Origin of the sequence: Paenibacillus etheri, assembly GCF_001012825.1 — a bacterium.
In the GTDB taxonomy this organism is placed as follows: Bacteria; Bacillota; Bacilli; order Paenibacillales; family Paenibacillaceae; genus Paenibacillus_AQ; species Paenibacillus_AQ etheri.
In genome coordinates this window covers 90,337-111,865 of record NZ_LCZJ02000037.1, presented here as the reverse complement: position 1 = coordinate 111,865, position 21,529 = coordinate 90,337, and the positions used below count along the sequence as shown (strand labels likewise).

Annotated in this window: 15 protein-coding genes; 13 read left to right on the top strand and 2 right to left on the bottom strand. The window is 44.1% G+C overall.

Going from position 1 to position 21,529, the window contains the following annotated elements; translation table 11 throughout:
* Positions 1-104: 104 nt before the first annotated feature.
* From argC to UQ64_RS24005, 10 genes are all read left to right on the top strand, one after another.
* Entirely contained in the window at positions 105-1,160 is a 1,056-nt protein-coding gene (gene argC / locus UQ64_RS24055) for an N-acetyl-gamma-glutamyl-phosphate reductase (protein ID WP_060625924.1), read from the top strand.
* A 20-nt stretch (positions 1,161-1,180) separates the two neighbouring features.
* Positions 1,181-2,413, top strand: coding sequence for a bifunctional ornithine acetyltransferase/N-acetylglutamate synthase (gene argJ / locus UQ64_RS24050; RefSeq protein ID WP_060625923.1), 1,233 nt, complete (start codon positions 1,181-1,183; stop codon positions 2,411-2,413).
* 42 nt (positions 2,414-2,455) lie between these two features.
* Positions 2,456-3,286 (top strand): acetylglutamate kinase, encoded by an 831-nt coding sequence (argB, locus tag UQ64_RS24045; protein ID WP_060625922.1) that lies wholly within the window; start codon positions 2,456-2,458, stop codon positions 3,284-3,286.
* 70 nt (positions 3,287-3,356) lie between these two features.
* A complete protein-coding gene (locus tag UQ64_RS24040) occupies positions 3,357-4,643 on the top strand; it encodes an aspartate aminotransferase family protein (RefSeq protein ID WP_060625921.1) in 1,287 nt (428 codons plus the stop codon).
* Entirely contained in the window at positions 4,640-5,608 is a 969-nt protein-coding gene (argF, locus tag UQ64_RS24035) for an ornithine carbamoyltransferase (protein ID WP_060625920.1), read from the top strand. The genes UQ64_RS24040 and argF overlap by 4 nt, the downstream gene beginning before the upstream one ends.
* A 311-nt stretch (positions 5,609-5,919) precedes the next feature.
* Positions 5,920-7,155 carry an argininosuccinate synthase gene (locus tag UQ64_RS24030; protein ID WP_060625919.1) on the top strand — a complete coding sequence of 412 codons (1,236 nt, stop codon included), beginning with the start codon at positions 5,920-5,922 and terminating at the stop codon, positions 7,153-7,155.
* Between the two features lie 94 nt (positions 7,156-7,249).
* On the top strand, positions 7,250-8,665 hold the full coding sequence (argH, locus tag UQ64_RS24025; RefSeq protein WP_060625918.1) for an argininosuccinate lyase: 1,416 nt from the start codon (positions 7,250-7,252) through the stop codon (positions 8,663-8,665).
* Between the two features lie 670 nt (positions 8,666-9,335).
* Entirely contained in the window at positions 9,336-10,535 is a 1,200-nt protein-coding gene (locus tag UQ64_RS24015; protein WP_060625916.1) for a phosphoenolpyruvate hydrolase family protein, read from the top strand.
* A gap of 99 nt (positions 10,536-10,634) precedes the next feature.
* Complete coding sequence (locus UQ64_RS24010) at positions 10,635-11,924, top strand: Tm-1-like ATP-binding domain-containing protein (protein ID WP_082651294.1); 1,290 nt, start codon at positions 10,635-10,637, stop codon at positions 11,922-11,924.
* The gene (locus UQ64_RS24005; protein WP_042192344.1) at positions 11,884-12,720 is read left to right on the top strand and encodes a phosphoenolpyruvate hydrolase family protein; all 837 of its coding nucleotides are present in this window, start codon (positions 11,884-11,886) and stop codon (positions 12,718-12,720) included. Before UQ64_RS24010 ends, UQ64_RS24005 begins: the two co-directional genes overlap by 41 nt.
* Positions 12,721-12,901: 181 nt before the next feature.
* Here the strand turns inward: UQ64_RS24005 and UQ64_RS24000 are convergent, their stop codons facing one another.
* Complete coding sequence (locus UQ64_RS24000) at positions 12,902-13,690, bottom strand: alpha/beta hydrolase (protein WP_060625915.1); 789 nt, start codon at positions 13,688-13,690, stop codon at positions 12,902-12,904.
* Positions 13,691-13,878: 188 nt separating this feature from the next.
* On the opposite strand from UQ64_RS24000, the gene UQ64_RS23995 reads away from it, so the two are divergent.
* From UQ64_RS23995 to UQ64_RS23985, 3 genes are read left to right on the top strand one after another with little or no spacing between them, the layout of a single operon-like run.
* Positions 13,879-14,430 (top strand): type IV pilus modification PilV family protein, encoded by a 552-nt coding sequence (locus tag UQ64_RS23995; protein ID WP_060625914.1) that lies wholly within the window; start codon positions 13,879-13,881, stop codon positions 14,428-14,430.
* Positions 14,414-14,959, top strand: coding sequence for a PulJ/GspJ family protein (locus UQ64_RS23990; RefSeq protein ID WP_060625913.1), 546 nt, complete (start codon positions 14,414-14,416; stop codon positions 14,957-14,959). Before UQ64_RS23995 ends, UQ64_RS23990 begins: the two co-directional genes overlap by 17 nt.
* A 14-nt stretch (positions 14,960-14,973) precedes the next feature.
* Entirely contained in the window at positions 14,974-16,749 is a 1,776-nt protein-coding gene (locus UQ64_RS23985; RefSeq protein WP_060625912.1) for a hypothetical protein, read from the top strand.
* An 81-nt stretch (positions 16,750-16,830) separates the two neighbouring features.
* On the opposite strand, the gene UQ64_RS23980 is transcribed toward UQ64_RS23985, so the two are convergent.
* On the bottom strand, positions 16,831-21,444 hold the full coding sequence (locus UQ64_RS23980; protein WP_060625911.1) for a choice-of-anchor A family protein: 4,614 nt from the start codon (positions 21,442-21,444) through the stop codon (positions 16,831-16,833).
* Between the last annotated feature and the right edge of the window lie 85 nt (positions 21,445-21,529).

Here is a 21,529-nt window from a genome sequence, read left to right as displayed (position 1 = left end):
CACAATGTGTTGTATTTATATTAATGTGGATGTATAATAATACATATTTCTAAGACGGCATGCATTATATTTAATATAATATTCATGATAAGCAGGAAGTGGGGATGACAGTGGAAGGTAAGCTGAGGGCGGCGATTGTTGGATCAACGGGTTATGGAGGCGTAGAGCTGATTCGGCTACTACAAAGTCATCCTAAAGTAGAGATTACTTCGGTAATTTCCTCATCTAGTGCAGGGGATGCGATAGAGGAAGGGTTTCCTCATTTGACAGGCATTATTGACCGAAAGCTGGATGGCGTTGATCCGGCGCAGATGGCTGATCGGGCGGATGTGGTTTTTACGGCTACGCCGTCTGGTGTAAGTGCAAAGCTGGTGCCGCAGCTGCTGGAAGCTGGACTTAAGGTAGTAGATCTATCCGGTGACTTCCGCTTGAAGGACGGCGCAGAGTATGAGCACTGGTATAAACATCCGGCTCCGGCTGATGAATATCTAGAGCAGGCTGTATACGGACTTTGCGAGGTGTTTGGAGAGCGTGCGGCTGGGGTTGATTTTATATCTAATCCAGGCTGTTATCCTACGGCTACACTTCTTGGACTAATTCCTGCAATTCAGGCAGGCTGGATTAAGCACGACAGTATTATTATTGATGCGAAATCAGGGGTTACCGGAGCAGGACGCGGAACGAGCTTGATGGTGCATTATGCAGAGATAAATGAGAACTTTAAAGCTTATAAAATAAATAAACATCAACATATACCAGAAATCGAGCAGACGCTCACGGAGATTGCTGGAGAAAAGGTAACCGTAACGTTCACCACACATCTCGTGCCAATGAATCGAGGAATAATGAGTACGATGTATGCAGGAATGACGGGCAATCATACGGAGCAGGATTTTGTGGATTTATATCGTGAATATTATGCGGGCAGACCCTATGTGAGGGTGCGCGATGTAGGTGTGATTCCAGCGACAAAAGAAGTTAGCGGCTCTAATTATTGTGATATCGGATTTGCGACAGATGCTCGTACAGGGCGGGTGACCATTGTCTCCGTCATAGATAACGTTGTAAAAGGTGCGGCAGGTCAGGCAATACAGAACCTTAATTTGATGATGGGATGGGAGGAAACCCTTGGCCTCGGTTACACACCTGTGTATCCATAAGGATCAGCGGTACAAATAACATGAGCGAGATTGAATTATTTACTGCCTTGGAAGGTGGAAGCATTACATCGCCTAAAGGATTTAAGTCCGGAGGACTGCACTGTGGATTGAAAAAAACAGACCGTAACGATCTCGGAGTGATTCTTTGTGAGGTTCCAGCTACGGCGGCGGCCGTCTATACGACGAATATTTTTCAGGCGGCTCCACTGAAGGTGACGCGGGAAAGTCTTGCGAATGGAACGTTGCAGGCGATAATCGTGAACAGCGGGAATGCCAATGCCTGCACAGGTGAACAAGGCGAAGCCGATGCTTATGAGATGCGCGCTGCTGCGGCTCAGCATTTGGGCGTAGAGCTTAATGATGTTGCTGTAGCTTCGACTGGTGTGATCGGCGAGCTGCTGAAGATGGACTGCGTACGGAGCGGGATTGCTGCACTGCCAGAGAAGCTGGACGGTGGGGCTGCTGGAGCGGAAGAATTCTGTCAGGCCATCCTTACCACGGATTTGGTCAAAAAAGAAATTGCCGTGAAGGTACTCGTCGGTGGCGTAGAAGTTACCATAGCTGGAGCCGCAAAGGGCTCCGGAATGATTCATCCTAACATGGCTACCATGCTCGGCTTTATGACTACGGATGCTGATATTTCAGCGGAGGATTTACACAGTCTGCTTCGTTCTGCTACGAACGTTACTTTTAATATGATTACAGTGGATGGAGATACAAGCACGAATGATATGCTAGTCTCGATGGCTAGTGGGCTTGCAGGTAATGAGAAGCTCACCCGATTGCATCCGGATTGGGACGCTTTTGCTGCTGGATTTACGTATGTCTGCCAGAGGCTTGCCAAAGCGATTGCTCGTGATGGAGAAGGTGCGACTCACCTTATCGAGGTTCAAGTGAATGGTGCTGTTCATGACGAAGCTGCTGCAGCGATTGCCAAGACAGTGGTGGGTTCTAGTCTAGTGAAATCTGCTATTTTTGGAGCAGATGCGAACTGGGGACGGATTATTGCTGCGGTTGGACGCGCGGGTGTTCCGGTATCGCCGGAGCGCGTAAACATTTCTTTAGGTGATATTGAGGTGCTACTGCACTCGAAGCCAGTTGTTTTTGATGAAGAGAAGGCTTTGGCTTATTTGCAAAAAAGTGAAACTGTGCTGATCACTGTAGATCTGCATGATGGAACCGGAAAAGCTACAGCCTGGGGCTGTGACCTAACTTACGATTATGTGCGTATTAACGCTGCATATCGTACCTAATTTGTGGCGTGCTTAAGCTCACAAGGGAAGGATACCGATCATATGACGCTAAATAGCGAGCTTGAACTTATAGATGCATTAGATGGTAGTGGATTGTTTGTGATGAAATGCGGCGGCAGTACGCTGGCTGCTCTTCCTGATTCTTTTTTCGAAGATTTACGAGATTTGCAGCAAGAAGGCGTTCAGCCTGTAATTGTTCATGGCGGAGGGCCAGCTATTTCAGAGAATCTAGCAAAACTGGGTATTGAAAGCAGCTTCGTGAATGGTCTGCGAGTAACCACCGAGGCAGTACTAGATGTCGTAGAGATGACTTTGGCAGGGAGTATTAACAAGGCGATTGTAAGGCGGATTCAAGGGAGTGGGGGTCTAGCTCTGGGGCTGTCTGGGATCGATGGGAATATGATTACTGCGAGACCCGTAGCTAATAGCGCTGAAGTAGGTTTGGTAGGAGAAGTAACGGAAGTGAAGGCTGATATCGTAACAGGGATTATTGGTATGGGATATATTCCTGTCATTGCACCGATCGGTGTAGATGCTGCAGGTCAGCGCTACAATATTAATGCAGATACAGCAGCAGGGGCAGTCGCTTCTTATGTAAAGTCTCCCCAAATGATTGTAGTCACAGATGTACCTGGCATCATGAGTACGGTGGAGGGTCAAAAGATTGTACTTCCATCCGTTACCGTACAGGAAATCGAAGCTTTAATTGAAAGTGGAGAAATCTACGGCGGCATGATCCCAAAAGTACGGGCAGCTATCGACTGCATTCAAGGCAGCGTTTCAGAGGTTATCATTGTGGATGGAAAAGAACCGCGGGTACTTAGTAGAGTCCTGCAAGGTGAAGCTATAGGCACACGTATTATTCGTTCGTAGAGTCATAGATGAATATAAATTAGAGGCGCAGCCTGGTACACAGGAGCAGCCGATGGGAGAGTGACTTAGAATGAGCAAGCTTACACAAGCGGAGTTGGATTCGCAAGCAGGCGCACAACAGACCGATACCGCAGGATCAGGTACACCGGATGTTGCAGCAGGCAAGCTAAGCGCGGTATTCCCTTCCTACGCCAGATATGATATCAGCTTAGTTAAAGGCAAGGGCACCTGGGTATGGGATGATAAGGGCAATAAGTATCTTGATTTCACAAGTGGATTAGCTGTGACCAGTCTAGGTCATGCTCCTGAAAAAGTCGGTGCGAAGCTGAAGGATCAGATTGATACGCTCTGGCATGTCTCGAACCTGTTCCATATTCCTGGACAGGACAGAGTTGCAAACCTTTTGACAGAGAATAGCTGCGCTGATCAAGTGTTTTTCTGCAATAGTGGGGCAGAGGCGAATGAGGCTGCTATTAAGCTGGCTCGTCGTTACCACCAGAAGATTAAAGGTGTGGATCGTTATGAGGTTATTACGTTTGAACAATCCTTCCATGGACGTACACTAGCCACACTGACAGCTACAGGTCAGCAAAAGGTAAAAGAAGGCTTCCTGCCACTTCCAGCAGGCTTTAAGACGGTACCCTTGCATGATCTGCCAGCGTTAGAAGCTGCTATCGGGGGTCATACCGCTGCTATTATGCTGGAGATGGTGCTTGCAGAGGGTGGCGTGCTTGAGGTAGAGCCTGAGTTCTTGAACGCTGTAGTGGCACTGTGCAAGAAACACGGATTGCTTCTGATTGTAGATGAGGTACAGACAGGTATGGGGCGTACAGGCAAGCTGTTCGCGCATCAGCATTATGGAATTGAACCAGATATTTTCACTTTGGCAAAGGGAATTGCTAGTGGGTTTCCAGCAGGCTTAATGCTTGGCAAAGGATATTTGCGTGATGCTTTCTCACCGGGCAGCCATGCGTCCACCTTCGGGGGAACACCGCTCGCAACAGCGGTTATGGCAGCGACGATTGAGACGATGCTGGAGGATGAGCTTCCACAGCGTGCCGAAGAAATGGGTAAGTATCTGACAGGTCTCTTGAAAGAGAAGCTGGCGGACTGTTCATTTGTGAAGGATATCCGTGGTAAAGGACTGCTGATCGGGATTGAATGTCAATCACCAGCGGGCGATATTGTTTTGGCTGGACAAAAGAAAGGCCTGTTGTTCGTGACAGCCGGTCCTAATGTCCTTCGCCTGCTGCCTAATCTATATGTAAGTAAAGAGGAGATCGACCAAGCGGTAGACATCGTCTCCGAACTCATTCATACTTATGCTAAACAAGCAAACGGGGAGGTAAGCTCATGAGTCAGGGCGTACAGAGTAACAAGCACACCATTGCGAAGCAACTGAAAGGCCGTGATTTACTGGAGCTGAACGATTACAGCCCGGAAGAAATCACGTATCTGATTGATTCGGCGATTGAGCTGAAGAAGAAGCAGAAGAATGGCGAAGAATTCCAGCCGCTGAAGGGGAAGACGATTGGTCTTATTTTTGAAAAATCCTCTACGCGTACGCGCGTGTCATTTGAAGTTGGAATGTATCAGCTGGGAGGGCATGCCCTTTTCTTGAGTAAAAATGATATCCAGCTTGGACGCGGTGAAACGGTTGGAGATACAGCACAAGTAATGTCTCGTTACCTCGACGGAATTATGATCCGTACCTTCGGCCATGACAAAGTAGAGGACCTAGCTCGTTATGCTTCTATTCCAGTAATCAACGGTCTGAGCGACCTGGCGCATCCTTGCCAAGTGCTGGCGGATTACCAGACCATTTATGAGCACAAAGGGAAGCTTAAAGGTCTGAAGCTGGCTTACATCGGCGATGGCAACAATATGGCTCATTCCTTAATGATTGGCGGGGCTAAGCTTGGCGTGGACGTATCTATCGCTGGACCGGAGGGTTATGAGCCGGATGCAGCGGTTGTAGCAGAAGCCCGTGAGATCGCTAAAGAAACCGGAGCGAAGATTGTGGTCACTTACAGCCCACAAGAAGCTGTGCAAAACGCCGACGTCATCTACACCGATGTTTGGGCTAGCATGGGCTTCGAAGAGGAGCAAAAGGCGCGTGAAGCGGCATTCAAGGACTATCAGGTCAATGATGAGCTTGTAAAAGGCGCGAAGAACAATTATCTCTTCCTGCACTGCCTGCCAGCTCACCGTGAAGAAGAGGTCAGTACAAGCGTGATTGACGGCCCTAACTCGGTCATCTTTGATCAGGCGGAGAACCGTCTGCATGCGCAAAAAGCTTTAATGGCTGCCCTAATGGGATAAGGAATCATAGAAAATTAGGATTGGAACTATATTGGTCTAAGATTATATAAAATACTATATAAGATGAACTTAATAAGTAGCGTTGGAATTCCGGTGCCGAGCAACGAAGTGAAAGTTTGGAACTGTAGGAGCGTTAGCGTTCGCCTTTATAATCAGATTTCATCTGCGAAGGTAGACTACAATCATAGAAATCTGATTATAACAGCGACCGGAAGTCCAAACATTTCACGTAGTTGCGCCTTATCACCGGAGTTCTATAAGCGCATTTTAGCGAATCTTATACCCCCCACACGAAAGGAAGTTGCGACACCATGGCTAAAGAAAAAATTGTACTCGCCTATTCCGGCGGACTAGATACATCCGTTATTTTGAAATGGCTTAAAGAAACTTATGACGCTGAGATCATTGCCTTCACTGCCGATATCGGCCAAAAGGAAGAGCTCGACGGTTTGGAGGAAAAAGCACTAGCAACCGGCGCATCGAAAGTATACATCGACGACCTTCGCGATGAATTCGCTAGCGATTTCATCTACCCAATGTTCCAATCCGGCGCGCTTTACGAAGGCCAATATTTGCTTGGAACTAGTATTGCTCGTCCGCTGATCGCTAAGCGCATGGTGGATATCGCCATCGCTGAAGGCGCAACGGCGATCGCGCACGGCGCAACAGGTAAAGGGAATGACCAAGTGCGTTTCGAGCTAGGCGTAGCTGCTCTGGCACCAAACATTAAGGTGATCGCACCTTGGCGTTTAGAAGAGTTCCGCAATCAATTCCCAGGTCGTGCGGAAATGATCGCTTATGCTGAAGCTAATGATATTCCGGTACAAGCATCTGCGGCGAAGCCGTATTCGATGGACCGTAACCTGCTGCACATCAGCTATGAGAGCGGCGTATTGGAAGATCCTTGGTTCGATCCAAGTGCACCAGAGAACAAAGGAATGTTCCTGCTGAGCAACGCTCCTGAGGATGCTCCGGATGAAGCGGAATATTTGGAACTCGATTTTGTTAAGGGAGACTGCGTAGCCCTTAATGGTGAGTCCTTATCACCACTTCAAGTGATGGAGAAACTGAATGAGCTAGGCGGTAAACACGGTATCGGACGGGTGGATATGGTTGAGAACCGTTTTGTCGGCATGAAGAGCCGTGGTGTGTATGAGACTCCAGGTGGAACAATCCTGTTCGTCGCTCATCGCAAAATGGAGTCCATCACAATGGACCGTGAAGTGATGAACCTGCGCGACAGCCTGATCACTCGTTACAGTACTTTGGTGTATAACGGTTTCTGGTTCGCACCAGAGCGTATTGCACTGCAAGCTCTTGTAACACAGAGCCAGCAAAATGTAACGGGGACTGTTCGTCTTAAACTGTACAAAGGCAACATCATCGGCGCTGGAGTGAAGAGCCCGGTTAGCCTGTACAATCCCGAAATTGCAACGATGGAAGCTGATCCTACACAAGCTTATGATCAAGGGGATGCAACTGGTTTTATCCACTTGAACGCATTGCGCCTTAAAGTTTCTACAGGTGTAAATGGAGCTTCGAAATAGAACGATAACATAAACTTAAACGGGCAACCCCGAAGGCCGTTCCTCCCGTCAGGATAGGAGCGGCCCTCTGGCGTCCAAGAGGAGGAAACTACAAGTGAGCAAGCTTTGGGGCGGACGGTTTACTAAAGGAACAAACAAGCTGGTGGAGGAATATACAGCTTCCATTGGATTTGATAAGGCTTTGGCCAAAGAAGATGTGCAAGGCAGTCTGGCGCATGTCACAATGCTGGGCAAATGCGGAATTCTTCCACAAGAAGATGTGGAGACGATTAAGCAAGGTCTGAACAAAGTATTGGATAAGGTTAACGCTGGAGAGGTTGTTTTCTCCGTAGCGGATGAAGACATCCATATGAATATTGAAAAACATCTGATCGAGGAAATTGGCCCAGTCGGTGGTAAACTGCACACAGGACGTAGTCGTAACGATCAAGTGGCAACGGACATGCACCTTTACTTACGGGGCCGTGTAGTTGAGCTAGTTAGCTTGCTGCATGAATTGCAGGAAGCTTTGATCGAACAAGCAAAAGACAACGTGGAGACCATCATCCCTGGCTATACGCATTTGCAGCGGGCACAGCCGATCCTGTTTGCTCACCACTTGTTGGCTTATGTCTCCATGTTCCGCCGCGATGCGGAGCGTTTGACGGACAGCTACAAGCGGATCAATGTGTTGCCACTCGGAGCAGGAGCGCTTGCGGGAACGACCTTCCCGATTGACCGCCATTTTGTAGCGGAGCAATTGGGCTTTGATAGTGTGTACGAGAACAGTCTAGATGCTGTCAGCGATCGTGATTTCATCGTTGAGTTCCTGGCAAATGCAGCGCTTGTGATGACACATCTGTCCAGACTCAGTGAGGAATTGGTACTGTGGAGCAGCACAGAGTTTAGTTTCGTGGAGCTGGATGATGCTTTCTGCACAGGTAGCAGCATTATGCCGCAGAAGAAGAACCCGGATGTACCCGAACTGGTACGGGGCAAAACAGGCCGCGTATACGGCAACCTGATTGGCTTGCTGACGGTGCTCAAATCACTGCCACTGGCGTACAACAAGGATATGCAGGAAGACAAAGAAGGCATGTTCGATACCGTTACTACGCTGACTGGTGCACTGCAATTGTTCGCGCCGATGATCTCCACCATGAAGGTGAACAAGGGACGTATGCGTGAAGCCGTAAACACGGATTTCTCGAATGCTACTGACATCGCCGACTTCTTGGTAGGCAAAGGTCTTCCTTTCCGCCAAGCACATGAAGTAATCGGAAAAACAGTGCTCTATTGCATCAACGAAGGCAAGTTCCTGTTAGATCTGACACTGGAAGAGTTCAAGCAATTCTCACCGCTGTTTGACGAGAATATCTATGCTGTTCTTCAACCGGAAGCTGTAGTTAACGCTCGTAACGTTTATGGTGGCACAGCTACTGTTCAGGTGAAGGCTGCGATTGAACGCGCGGAGCAGGCACTACACGAAGCTAATGAATGGGTTGTAAAACACGGCGACGCTATATTGTAAGCCGTATAAATATCAAATCTCGCCTCAAACCTTAATAGGTGGCAGGCGGGATTTTTTTATTGTATAGGAAGTTAAACATTACAATAATAAGTGGATAACTCCGATGAAAAAAAGGTAGATGAATCTGGCTTGTACGTTCAATTACGGGTGGCGTTTGATGATGAGGAAACTACGGATCTGGAGCCGGAACATTACGATACATTGCAGTTTGTACAATGGAAAACGCCCTTTTCGCTCCATAAAAAATCGTCTAATGCACTTTGTGCAATCAAATTACCAGAAATGTGCTATAAATGGTCATTTTTCATAGATTGATTGTACAAACTACAACAGAACTACAACTCAGCACGATTTTAAGAAGTTCTGTTGCACAAAATACAACGACCAACAAAAATGCGCAAGACCACTAAGCATTTTGGTGTTCAGAGGGAAAAGTAACGGTACAAACCACTTACTAAACTGTAAGCAGACTCAGATGGATCTATTTGAACATTTAAGCCTTTTTGAGCGAGTTGCGGGCCTGAGAGACTTTATTCATCAAAAACAGGGGCAATATCAGGTTTAGAGCTACTGTTTTTTTTATCTAAATGGGCGGCTCTAATTACACACAACTGGATTCGCAGTGTTCTTTACGGTTATCCTTAGATTAGGGATAGGAGGGTTCGTAAGTATGAACAGAGAGCAAATCCTAAATGAGCTTAGATCGGAATTAAATGTGGGCAATCATATTATTGGAGTAGCCACAGGTGCGGGAATAACGGCAAAGTATGCGAAGCAGGGTGGAGCAGACTTTCTTCTGATGTTAAACTCGGGTAAATTCCGGCAGATGGGGAGGAGCTCTCTCGCTGGGATTTTGCCATTTTGCAATAGTAATGATATGGTAATGGACTTTGCATCTAGAGAGATCATACCTTTGGTAAGGGATATTCCTATTATTTTTGGACTCAATGCAACTGATCCGACAAAAGATATGGAAACCTACATTAGTGAGATAAAGAATAAGGGATTTTCCGGGATCAATAATTACCCCACGGTTGGATTAATAGATGGTCAATTTGGTGAAGCGCTTGAAGAAGAAGGGAATGGTTATCTACTTGAAGTAGAAGCTATAAGAATTGCCCATGAAAAAGGTTTGTTTACCATAGCCTTCGTATTTGATGAAACCCAAGCAGTTCAGATGATCGAGGCTGGAGCGGATATTATTTGTGTACATTTAGGCTTAACCGAAGGGGGATTATTAGGAGCCAAAAAGGTATTCTCTCTGGAAGCTGCCAAGGCTAAGGCGGACAAGATTTTTAATACATGCAATGCGCTAAAGCCTGATTTAATTAAATTGGTTTATGGGGGTCCTGTGAAAACGCCAATTGATGTGCAGTATATGTACAGTAATAATCAAAACTTGATGGGGTATATCGGGGGCTCTGCTTTTGAAAGAATTCCATCGGAGAAGTCGATTACGAATATAACCAAAGCCTTTAAAGTGTCGGGGACGCTGGATGAAGATGATTTTATGGTCAAAATGTTAGACGGTATCACCAAGCACTATGATTATGTTGAATTTGTAAAAGTATACGTAGCTCAAAATTATATGAATGAGATTTTGTTTGCAGATTTAGCTAAGGTGGCCCATGTATCCCGAAGTTACTTAAGTAGCTTGTTTACCAAAAAAGTAGGCTGCAGCTTCCAAACGTATCTCGTGCAATTTCGGATGGATAAGGCAGCGGAAATATTACATAGAGACCATATCCAGTTATCTGAGCTAGCGCCATTAGTTGGATACCAGGATTATGCGCAGTTTAGCAAAATGTTTAAGAAGTATAAAGGGTATTCTCCTAAACAATATAAATCTAACATAAACACAAAAACATAAGACATAAAAGCGTTTTCATCCATAAATCAAAGAAGTATGATTAACTCATAAGTTGATCATGCTTTTTTGTTGCAGATATCTGAAGGGGAGGTTGAAGAAATGAAGACGATTGCCATTGCCGGAACTTTTGACACCAAGGGTGAAGAATATCTCTACATTAAAAATTTGCTGGAAAGCTTGGAGCTAGGTACGTTTACGATTCATACGGGTGTATTTGAGCCCACTTTTACACCGGATATCTCCAACAGAGAAGTAGCAGCAGCTGCGGGTGTAAGTATAGATGAGCTCGTTGCCAAGAAGGATAGAGCACTAGCAACAGAATTATTAGCCAAAGGTATGGAAAAATTAGTACCTGAATTATATAAACAAGGCAAATTTGATGGGATTATCTCCTTTGGGGGCACTGGAGGGACTTCACTTGTAACCCCTGGTATGCGGGCATTGCCTATTGGTGTACCTAAAGTGATGGTTTCGACCGTAGCTTCAGGGAATACTGCTCCATATGTAGGCACTAGTGATATTGTCATGATGCCATCTGTAGTAGATGTTGCAGGACTGAACTCCATTTCAACAAAGATTTTTACCAATGCAGCCTTCGCCATCGCCGGTATGCTTAAATTTGAGAATAAACAAGTGATAGAGAAAAAACCATTAGTAGCTACAACAATGTTTGGGGTAACAACCCCCTGTGTGACAGCGGCCCGTAATTATCTTGAAGCTAGAGGATATGAAGTGCTTGTATTCCATGCAACAGGTGTAGGTGGGCAGTCCATGGAAGCGCTAATCGAGGCTGGTTTTATTGAAGGCGTATTGGATCTGACCACAACAGAATGGGCGGACGAAATTATTGGTGGCGTGCTAAATGCTGGACCTCACCGGTTAGAAGCTGCTGGAAAACATCATATTCCACAGGTTGTATCGGTAGGCGCGCTTGATATGTGCAACTTTGGCCCTTATGATACGGTACCCGAGAAATTTGCTGGACATAAGTTCTATAAGCATAACCCTACAGTTACTTTGATGAGAACAACGGTAGAAGAAAATGAAGCTATCGGCAAAAAGCTTGTCGAGAAATTAAATATGGCCAAAGAGAAAACGGTATTAATGTTGCCTCTTAAAGGGATATCCGGCATTGATGTTGCAGGGGAAGCTTTTTATGGCGTAGAGGAAGATCAAATGTTATTTGATACCTTGAGAAATGGTGTGAACAGAAATGTTGTCGAGGTTATCGAAATGGATTGTGCCATTAATGATGTAGAGTTTGCAGAAGCAGCAGCGCAGAAGCTAATAGATCTCATGAGCAATAACACTAACACAGAACATTTAAATAATGATGGAGGCGTTACACATGAACAAAAATACAAGAACAGAAATCATGGCGAAGTTTAGAGAAGAAGTGGCAAATGGAAAGATTCTTTTAGGTGTTGGGGCTGGTACAGGGATTACTGCAAAAAGCAGTGAAGCTGGCGGAGCGGATATGCTGATTGTTTATAATTCAGGAAGATACAGAATGGCAGGTCGTGGATCACTCGCGGGGTTATTATCTTATGGTGATGCCAACCAAATCGTAGTCGAAATGGGCTCTGAGGTATTACCTGTTGTGAAAAATACTCCCGTATTAGCAGGCGTATGTGGAACGGACCCTTTTAGAGTGATGGAGGTTTATTTGAAACAACTTAAGGAACAAGGTTTCAGTGGTGTGCAAAACTTCCCAACCGTTGGTTTGATCGATGGTGTATTCAGACAGAACCTGGAAGAGACAGGGATGGGATATGGTTTAGAAGTAGATATGATTAGAGCAGCGCATGAATTGGATATGCTCACCACTCCTTACGTATTTGATCCTGAGCAAGCTAAAGCTATGGCAGAAGCAGGCGCAGATATTTTGGTGGCACATATGGGCTTGACTACCAAAGGTACAATTGGAGCTAAGACAGCTCTTACATTGGACGATTGTGTAGAAAGAATTGAAGCGATTATTAAAGCGGGGAAAGCAGTAAATCCCGATATTATGGTGATTTGCCACGGTGGACCGATTGCTGAGCCAGAGGATGCGGCGTATGTAATTGAACGGACAGAAGGTATAGATGGATTCTTTGGTGCATCCAGTATTGAGAGATTTGCTGCTGAAAAAGGGATTACGGAACAGACAGGATTATTTAAAAAAATCACCAAACAAGCATAAATGCCTTCGGCGTCCTTATAAGGACGGTAAGCAATTAAGCGAGAAATAAAAGGATAAAGTAGTGTGAAACGTATACTTTATCCTTTTATTTTAAAAGAACCCTCCGAAGAGGGCGATCTGCATAGAACAGATATTAAGGTGTAGCTTATGGCTGCACCTTTTTGTTGTCTATAAGAAGAAGCTAGTTATTACTCAACGGCAGCCAAGCCAATATATCGCGGATTTTGGCATCCCAATAGCCCCATTCATGGTTGCCAGGACCTTCATCGTAGGTGAAATCAAGGGAGGTTGCTCGGCATGCATCGCGGAATTTCAAGTTATCTGTGTACAGGAAATCTTCTGTGCCACAGCATTGATACAGCGCTGGTTTCGGTCCCGTGGAGCGGTTCACTTCCTCAAGCAGCCATAGAAGGTCTTCGGGCGTTCCGGCGATATCTTCTGTTCCGAAGATCATCTCATATTCTTTGCTTTTGACGGTAGGATCTTCCTCATTTAAAAAACGATGCGCCATATCAAGTGCTCCCGACAAACTTGCTGCTGCTGCAAAAGATTCCGGTTTACCTAGTCCCAGCTTAATTGCCCCGTAACCACCCATCGACAACCCTGCTACAAAGTTATCCTCACGTTTATCTGACAGCGGGAAGAACGAGCGCGCAAGCATCGGCAACTCTTCACTAATAAAGGTCCAATAACGGCCGCCAACCGCCATATCCGTGTAGAAACTGCGATGCACATTCGGCATTACTACAGCTATTCCCATCTCAGCTACATACCGTTCTATGGAAGTCCGGCGAAGCCAGATCGAATCATCGTCTGACAAACCGTGCAGCAAATACAGCGTAGGGTGAAGTTCGCCTCTAGTTACGTTGCTCATCCCGATTTGTGTGGTTGTTTTTTGTGGCAAAATTACAGTCATTGAGGTATTCAATCCTAGCACTTCCGAATAAAATTTGCACTCTATTAAAGCCATTTTATCCATCCCCTCTCTTTCCAAATGATAGCATAGAGTAAAAGTGAGAGATATTGTAGAAATATCTGAATTATTAGGGCTTTGAGGATTGCTGTAGCTGGATATGAGAGAATATAATGGAAGTAGAAAATTAAGGAAAAAGCGTGCAAATATGAAAGCATTCTCATAGGCGGGAGGCAAAAAGTAGGATGAAATCAGGCCTAAAGCAGGAAAAAGGATTTACATTGATCGAGGTGCTGGCCGCTATTGTGATCTTATCGATATTTTCACTGGTACTTACGTCTTACTTTACAAACGCCATGAGTTACTCTAAATCGAATCAAAACAAAACGATTATGGTCAATCTGGCGCGGAACGCGCTGTTTTATGTGGAGAAGCAGGATTTTGAGAAGATGAAGGATTATTTCATTACGAAGGGCAACGATGCGATAGAGGCATCGAAATGCAAACAGGATACAGCGGAATCTCCGAAATGCGATGATTACATAGTGCTTGTACAAGATACAGAAACCTTAAGCCAAGTCTTAAACCCTGCTATCAATGGGGTAAACTATCAAATAGAAATTGAATATCAGCGTGATCTACATAATCAAAGCTTAAACTCTAGTGATCCGGAGAAACAGAAGATGGCAGCATATTTGTTGCCAGTGTTGGTCAAAGTCAGCAGAGCGGATTCTTCCGGAGGACCCCAAAGTGAACCTGTTGTGGAGGGATACATTACCGATGAAAAAATTCGTTAACCTTCTCCGCAGGGAGGGTGGATTTACTTTAGTGGAGCTAATTGTAGCCCTATCGTTGTTTACAGTTGCCGCAGGAATTATTTCAGGGATAACGATGTTAGGCTTACGCAGCTATCATAAAATATCGATTGAAAATTCTTTGCGGGATGAAGGGGATTTGTTAATGTCCACAATAATTACAGAGTTGTATACCTTTGCGCCTGATAAGGTTACCCCAACGTTGATCCAAAATGCTGATAAGACCCAGATTATTGATAGCTTCATTACGTTAGAGCGCCAGGACGGCACCAAATCTCGGATTCGTATTGCTAATGGCATTCTTACGATAGCTCCACCCGATGTGATAGACCCTTCAGCGGACACAAGAACTAAGATTACATCTAGGTTAGCACAAGGTTCTGCCATTACTCTAGATTGTCAGAATAGCATTCCTTGTGATAGTGGTCTGATATCGATAGATTTATCGCTAGTTCAGAGCTACAACGGAAGGGATTACCCATTGGAGCTGAAAAGCAAATTCGGATTCTAGGAGGAGTAGGAGGGATGAGGAATAACGAAAGAGGATCAGCCCTAGTACTAGTTATGTTTGTTGCTCTTCTACTTACTATACTCGGACTAGCTGTGCTTGGGGCAACGATGGGCGGGGCACAACGAACGGAAACCAGAGAGAACGATGTGCAAAGTTTACACCTTGCGCAGAAGGGGCTGGATGAAGCGGTCGCTTATATACAGACGAAGCTGGATGGACGAAAGGATATCGATCCTGATCATATGGAAGATGAGATTAAGGATATTGTCGAAGAGGTCACGAACAAAATTGTTGGAGTCAGTAATGGTGTAAGTACAAAGCTAACTGGAGCTATTGGCAAGATCAAAAGTATTACGTACGAGGAACAAAGTGTGGAAAAATATAAATATTATATCAATATTTCCGCCGAAGCTGCAGTCAATGGCGTTCAAAGAGAGTTGAGGCAGAAAATAGTCATTGATACATACCCCGACTTCTTGAAGTATGCATTTGGTTCGGAGGCAACCTTGACACTAAACGGAGCGCCAATACTCCACGGAAATATATATGCAGGTCAAGAATTGAACGTCAGGGATACCGCATTATATACATACAAAGGATTGGCTCCCCCTGAAATAAAGACCCAATATCCCAGAGTGGAATTATTGAAGGGTGTAACCGGTGCAACTTCTACGGAACCTCCTCCTGAAGTACATGTGCAATCACTTGAAAGTATTAAATATTCTGGGAATGGTGTTGTAGATGCAGTAGTAAATAAAAATAATGCATCCATTATCCTTCCTAATATTCTAGGTGTTAATAAAGAACAGGTGTTCATCAAACCACAAAAAAAATTCATTCAGATCAATGTGGAGGAGTCCTTTTTTGATAAAGTGGAGGAAGCGACAGGTAGGGCCGGGTCGAAGTCTGAAATTAAGCAAGCTTTTGAACAGAAACGATTAGGTGATTATTTATCCTCAAGATTAACTAATCTACCCGATGCTAATCCACCCATCGCTGAACCAGTACTTCCAAACAATCCAACAGAAGAACAAAAAGATATATACAAACTAGAATATAGCGAATACTTAGAAAAAGTAAAAGAACATCAGAATAAATTATTAAAAGCTCGGGAAGAATCGGCAATCTATAATGGCAATCTATTAATTGACGGAATTGATTACCAGCAATTAACGTTTAGTGATGATGCTAAAGCCGGTACTTTGCCTAACAAGCCCAAATGGCTCATTGTAAATGGTGATCTGGAGATAAATAACTATAGTTCAGAGAACACTAACTTTTTGGAGATCCAAGCGAACATTCTGGTTACAGGTAACGTCATTATTAAAGGCCAAGTGCAATTCAATTCCACTATGTTTGTTCTGGGACAAACGACTGTAGAGGATGCAGTAATTCGAGGATTAGGCGATAAGGAACTAGTTCTTATCTCTAAAGGTAATGTGCTCATTAACCGAATTGATGCATTTAGGAATGAAACAGCGCAAATGAAAGCTTTTTTTTACACGGATAATGATGCTGATCTATACGGTGTAGGTTCAATCTTTTGGTTAAATGGGGGTTTTTTCGCAAAAGGCAATCTTACAGTCAATGCAGTGCTTGGCAAAGTAAAAGAACCGTTAGATCCGGCATTAGGTTTTGATTTCGAAAATCAGGATGAGAATCGTTATACTTTGGGTCACCGATTTCGCATCGATTATAATCAGGAGATTTTCACCCACCAGCAGTCTAGTCTACCTCGTGTGCAGCAGATCAATGTAACCGTAGGACCTCTGGAGCTTGTAAGTCATTAAGATTAGTGAAAATAGGGTATCCCTAAGCGATGGCTTAGGGATACCCTATTTTCATGTGTGATACTTGTTAAATATAAGAATTTAGTATCGATCCCCATTTGGGGAAGAGTCCGTTACCTTGACTGTGATCTTAGCTGTTACTGGTGTTTTACCAGCAATTCCAGAATCATAGGTCACTGTAATGATGGTTGAGCCTTTTTTGACACCTGTAACGGTTCCTCTGATTTTTGCATCATCTCCATTATCGACGCTAGCAATTCCTGGGGCCTTACTTTCCCAACTTAGGTTATTTATGATTTGATCTAACGATATGGAGGTTGGGAACGGCCATAAGATTGAAGTTAGCGGGAAGGTCTTGCCTACCTCTAAAGTAATGGACTGATCCCGGAATCTTAATCCAGTTAAATCAACGATGTTAACGATGTGTTTTGAACTTATTATGTCATTGGACGAAACCTCAATCTGAAGTCCTTCTTGAGCCTTGGCACCTGCATTCAATTTAACGGTGGATCCATCTTCTGAAGGTGCGAGACTAGCAAATGTATCGGCATCATCGGGTTGGACAAATTTCCAGCTCAGTTGCGCAGCATCCGCATCTTGAGGTCCTTTAATTGATTTTAGATTAATTTGCCCCCCTACCATTACAGTTGTTGGACCTTCAATCGACAGTGACTTTAGCGGGTTAGTGATTACTATGGTTTTCTTTTGGGTAATTGGCACCGGATTACTAGAATTTACAGTAAGGCTTACTAGGTATTCTCCTGACTGTGTAGCACTGAATACCTTTTTGGTGTCATCACCTGGGTAGTCTGGATTGGTATTAATTACAGCAGTGCTTGCTCCAGAGGTGACATTGATGACGGACCAGGTATAGGTTATATTGGCCTCTGGTCCCTGATTATTTAGATTGTCTTGCACATAGATAGCACTTAAAGGAATAGAATCGTTAACTTCACCAGTCTCATCTCCATCAATCGTTAAGGATCGTGGAGTTCGCTCAGCTACCGTTATGGTTGCTGTAGCCTGTTTGCCGCTACCATCTAGTGCAGCTACATGGACTGTCGCTGTGCCTTTGGCGAGACCTGTGATGTAACCACTGCTTGAATCCAACTGTACATAATTAGTATCGGTAGTTGCCCACAAAAACGCCTGATCAGGGATATCTGATGGCACGACTGTTGGAATTAAACGCATTCCTTCTCCGACATAGATGGTTCTGCTTTCTAATTGTAGAGCCTTAATTTTATATTCGGCTGTAAAGGTTAAGGTCTCAAACGAAATCGTAGTACGCGCTAAATTAGCTGATGGAGGATCTGTCGGCGCTGGGACAGGTAGCGGATAGATTTCCGCTGGTAGGTTACCAGTAAAAGGATAATGGAATAAAGTCGCTGAACTCATAGTCATTGAAGCTCCAATGATTGTTCCATACACCTGTCCTCCATCGAATGTTATGGCAGACCGTGGTGCTAGAATGGTTCCGTATACGTTGGCTTGAGATATCCTAAGCTTTGCAAAACTTTCAGAAGTAGACTTAGGAAAGTTGAATAGCACACGGCTTCCGTCATCTCCGAGTGGGAAATGTAAGAACTGCTCAGTATCTTTATCATCTTTCACATTAACAATTACCGTTGATCCTGCTGGAACATTAAGTCTTGAACTCGTAAATTTGCTAAGGTCGGCGACTTTAATATCAAAGATGTTAATGGATGAGTTACCTGATAAGGTGATTGATCCGTATCCATCTGGAATCGCCGAACCGTTGGCAGGCAACTTAGCAATGGCATCTGAGAGTCCACGGAAATAATCTCCATACTTACTGAAATCTAAAAGAGTTCCTTGTATTGGCTTACCATCTTGAATAGAACCATTTTTTAGATTCAGAACTTTTCCAGCATACAATACGTTTCCGTAAACTGTACCTTCAGGAAGATTAACATCTCCACCCGTGACAATACCGTATGGGACACTGCCTTTGTATCGTCCATTTACATCAATACCAGCGTTGTTGAAGTTGACTGTGCCCCCCGATGCTATTGGCCCCATGATAGTTCCTCCACGAAGTGAGGTTGTCTGAAGGATAAATGCGTTGTATTCATTAATGATTCCCAGCGGCGGCAATGTTGCATGAATATCGACATAAGTTAGCTTGGAATCATTTAAAGTATAAGTCTGGGACTGAGTCGGAGTAACCGTAATTTGGAACGTTATGGGTTGCTCAGAGTCAGGTTTATAGATCTGTTTGCCATTCTCCGTCTTTAATGAATAAGTTATGTTACTTAGATTCCGTGTCAATCTATATCCGCTAGTCACATTCCCCGTGACAATCGTATCGACAGGTAGTTCTCCTGAAATCTCTAGGTTAGGTGGAAGGTTCTCGGTGAATACAATATCCGATATCAGTTGTGTGTTGTAGGCCTGATTGGCGGTGCTGACGTTTTCAAAAGGTACAGGTTTTGGTGTAATGGAATAACTAAGGGTGACCGGTTCACCCTTTTCTACTTTACCATTCACAACATTCTGAGAGAGAGAGCGTGTTACACTCAAATTGGTGTTCGACGGCAGGACATTTACTCTGATGGTTTTACTTGAGAGAGCTCCGTTTTGGTCCCATGCGTTAATTTCGATGTCGAGTTCGCCCCCATTTGGAAGCGGATTTTTAACCGTTCTATATATACTTTGCCCTGATTTAATGCTCGTTCTACTCATTTCAATGTCGGTAAAATACGTGCTCCCATTTTTAAAGCGAATTTCAGTTGTCAGATCACGATCATTAAAGTCCAAGTCAGTTACAGTATAGTCGACTAGTATTGTGTTTTGATAAGAAGGAACCGATGAGCCATTAGTTGGTGTATGCACCGTGATCTCTGGAGCATGATTGGCACCAATAAAAGCACGATACATGGTATTAACGAACAATTGTTGTTCCCAGACAGGGAATCTACTGAGAGAGCTCGGGATATCACTAACTCCAAAAAAGTGACCTGTGCCTGAGTAGGTAATGTTTCCCTTCGAATAGGTGTAATATTGATTCCAGCTATCTTCGGTGTCGCGCTGGTATTTATTATATTCTCCATTTGGTTTAATTGAGGTGCCTTCAGGCATACTCTCAATGTTATACCAGGAGACCACCTCAGGATCTCCCAGATTAAGCGTAAAGTACTGGTTATGTGTCGGTGCAATTTGTGGTTGAATGATATCGACCTGCTTGTTGTTGGCGTCCCTCTTGCTCAGATAAAAGGGATATTGCATTAAAAGTCCATCATTCACCGGCTTAACCTTGGTGGAAAGATTGATGGCATTATGGCCTAAGTTGGTCTCAGGATTCATCTGACCGGTAATCCCCATGAAATTATTGATCCAGTTCTTTTTATTTGCATCTAAATTAATGATGGTATCGTGAGTGAACAAGGCGCTTTGCTTGAAGGTACCAGTGAATTGTGTAATCGCGTTGGTTGCATTAGTGTTTAAGTTGGATTTCTTATAGTATTCGTCGACAAAACCAAAGATGAGCATGTCATAGGTGCCGTTTAATCCGTAGCTTTGTGTTGCAGCATATTTTTCATTCACATATGTGTTAAATTGAGTCATAGTTTTGACCGCTATATGAAGTTGATAATCAGTTGTATTCAAAAACAGAGGATCCATATTACTAGTGTTCAGGAGGCTGCTTTCCGATAGAGTGTCAGGCATAACCTGAAGAATATTTACGATGGTCTTCTCTCCGCGATAACGAATTACGCCGCTGTCAAAATCCTTTAATTGCGAATTATGATAATCATTGATTTCTAGCTTCCAGTAGAGTAATCCGGAGTACGTTTTTGGCAAAGTGTATTCGATAGTTCCACTGGATGTATTAAGCTCTGTTTCAGCAACGACCTGTTTTTCTCCCATTTTGATGGACTTATCAAGACCGATATATAGTTTGACTGAGAGCGGAGAGCTTAATATTCTAGGTGCGTTGGTAACATTGAAATTAAAAGAAAGCTTCTCCCCAGGAACATAGATTTTACTATTAGCTACATTAGGGTCATAGTCAGGTATTTTGTTCGTAATTTGAAGACGGGGGCGTTTTTTTAAGTCGTTTATGTATGTAGAGTTCTGTTTTTTTAAATCATCAAAGATATTTGCGAGTTCGGTATCATCTACAAACTTAACCTTTGGTGCGGTGGTGGAAAGACGGTAACTATTAAAAGAGCTGTACAGTATACCTCGCTTATCTTGAGGTTTTTTATCTTTGTCTTTAAAGGGCTGACTATGAAAGAAAACATATAACCCCTTGTTGATAAATTCCTTCGTTATTTGATCTGCCTTCAGCTGAGTGATATCGTTCTTCATGCTTTTGGTGTCTAGTGCCCTAGCTCTATTCTCCTCTGAGGCTGGTCTCTGATCACTCACCTGTGCAGGATTGTAATTCCCCTTCCCGATATAAACCGCATCATATCTCCCGTCCAGATCATCCCGCAGCGCCACAAAGCGCTTCATACTCATCGTATCAATCGTCAGGTTAGATATTCCCGTTTTTAGAGACGTAAGCTCACTAACCCCACTCTCCGTAACCTCCAGCATCCGAATTTGGTAATCATTTGAACTGGCTTCGACATTCATGAAGTGATCTTTGAGTGGTAGAACAAGCAGAAGGAGAAGCAGAATGGACACTGTAATAAGATAGATCCTTTTGTTGCTGGCAAATTTCATGGTCATCTCTCCCTGATTGTTAACTATTGACAGATATGGTCGCATTAGAGGTCATATATGCTAGTTTACGACAGCTTTTTCAGCT

What these genes read in the sequence shown, in the direction of transcription:
- UQ64_RS24015 (WP_060625916.1), top strand. Translation starts at nt 9,336, where the DNA reads ATGAACAGAGAGCAAATCCTAAATGAGCTTAGATCGGAATTAAATGTG.
- UQ64_RS24005 (WP_042192344.1), top strand. Translation starts at nt 11,884, where the DNA reads ATGAACAAAAATACAAGAACAGAAATCATGGCGAAGTTTAGAGAAGAA.
- argC (WP_060625924.1), top strand. Translation starts at nt 105, where the DNA reads ATGACAGTGGAAGGTAAGCTGAGGGCGGCGATTGTTGGATCAACGGGT.
- UQ64_RS24030 (WP_060625919.1), top strand. Translation starts at nt 5,920, where the DNA reads ATGGCTAAAGAAAAAATTGTACTCGCCTATTCCGGCGGACTAGATACA.
- UQ64_RS24010 (WP_082651294.1), top strand. Translation starts at nt 10,635, where the DNA reads ATGAAGACGATTGCCATTGCCGGAACTTTTGACACCAAGGGTGAAGAA.
- UQ64_RS24000 (WP_060625915.1), bottom strand. Translation starts at nt 13,690, where the DNA reads ATGGCTTTAATAGAGTGCAAATTTTATTCGGAAGTGCTAGGATTGAAT.
- UQ64_RS23990 (WP_060625913.1), top strand. Translation starts at nt 14,414, where the DNA reads ATGAAAAAATTCGTTAACCTTCTCCGCAGGGAGGGTGGATTTACTTTA.
- argJ (WP_060625923.1), top strand. Translation starts at nt 1,181, where the DNA reads ATGAGCGAGATTGAATTATTTACTGCCTTGGAAGGTGGAAGCATTACA.
- UQ64_RS23995 (WP_060625914.1), top strand. Translation starts at nt 13,879, where the DNA reads ATGAAATCAGGCCTAAAGCAGGAAAAAGGATTTACATTGATCGAGGTG.
- UQ64_RS23980 (WP_060625911.1), bottom strand. Translation starts at nt 21,444, where the DNA reads ATGAAATTTGCCAGCAACAAAAGGATCTATCTTATTACAGTGTCCATT.
- argF (WP_060625920.1), top strand. Translation starts at nt 4,640, where the DNA reads ATGAGTCAGGGCGTACAGAGTAACAAGCACACCATTGCGAAGCAACTG.
- UQ64_RS23985 (WP_060625912.1), top strand. Translation starts at nt 14,974, where the DNA reads ATGAGGAATAACGAAAGAGGATCAGCCCTAGTACTAGTTATGTTTGTT.
- UQ64_RS24040 (WP_060625921.1), top strand. Translation starts at nt 3,357, where the DNA reads ATGAGCAAGCTTACACAAGCGGAGTTGGATTCGCAAGCAGGCGCACAA.
- argB (WP_060625922.1), top strand. Translation starts at nt 2,456, where the DNA reads ATGACGCTAAATAGCGAGCTTGAACTTATAGATGCATTAGATGGTAGT.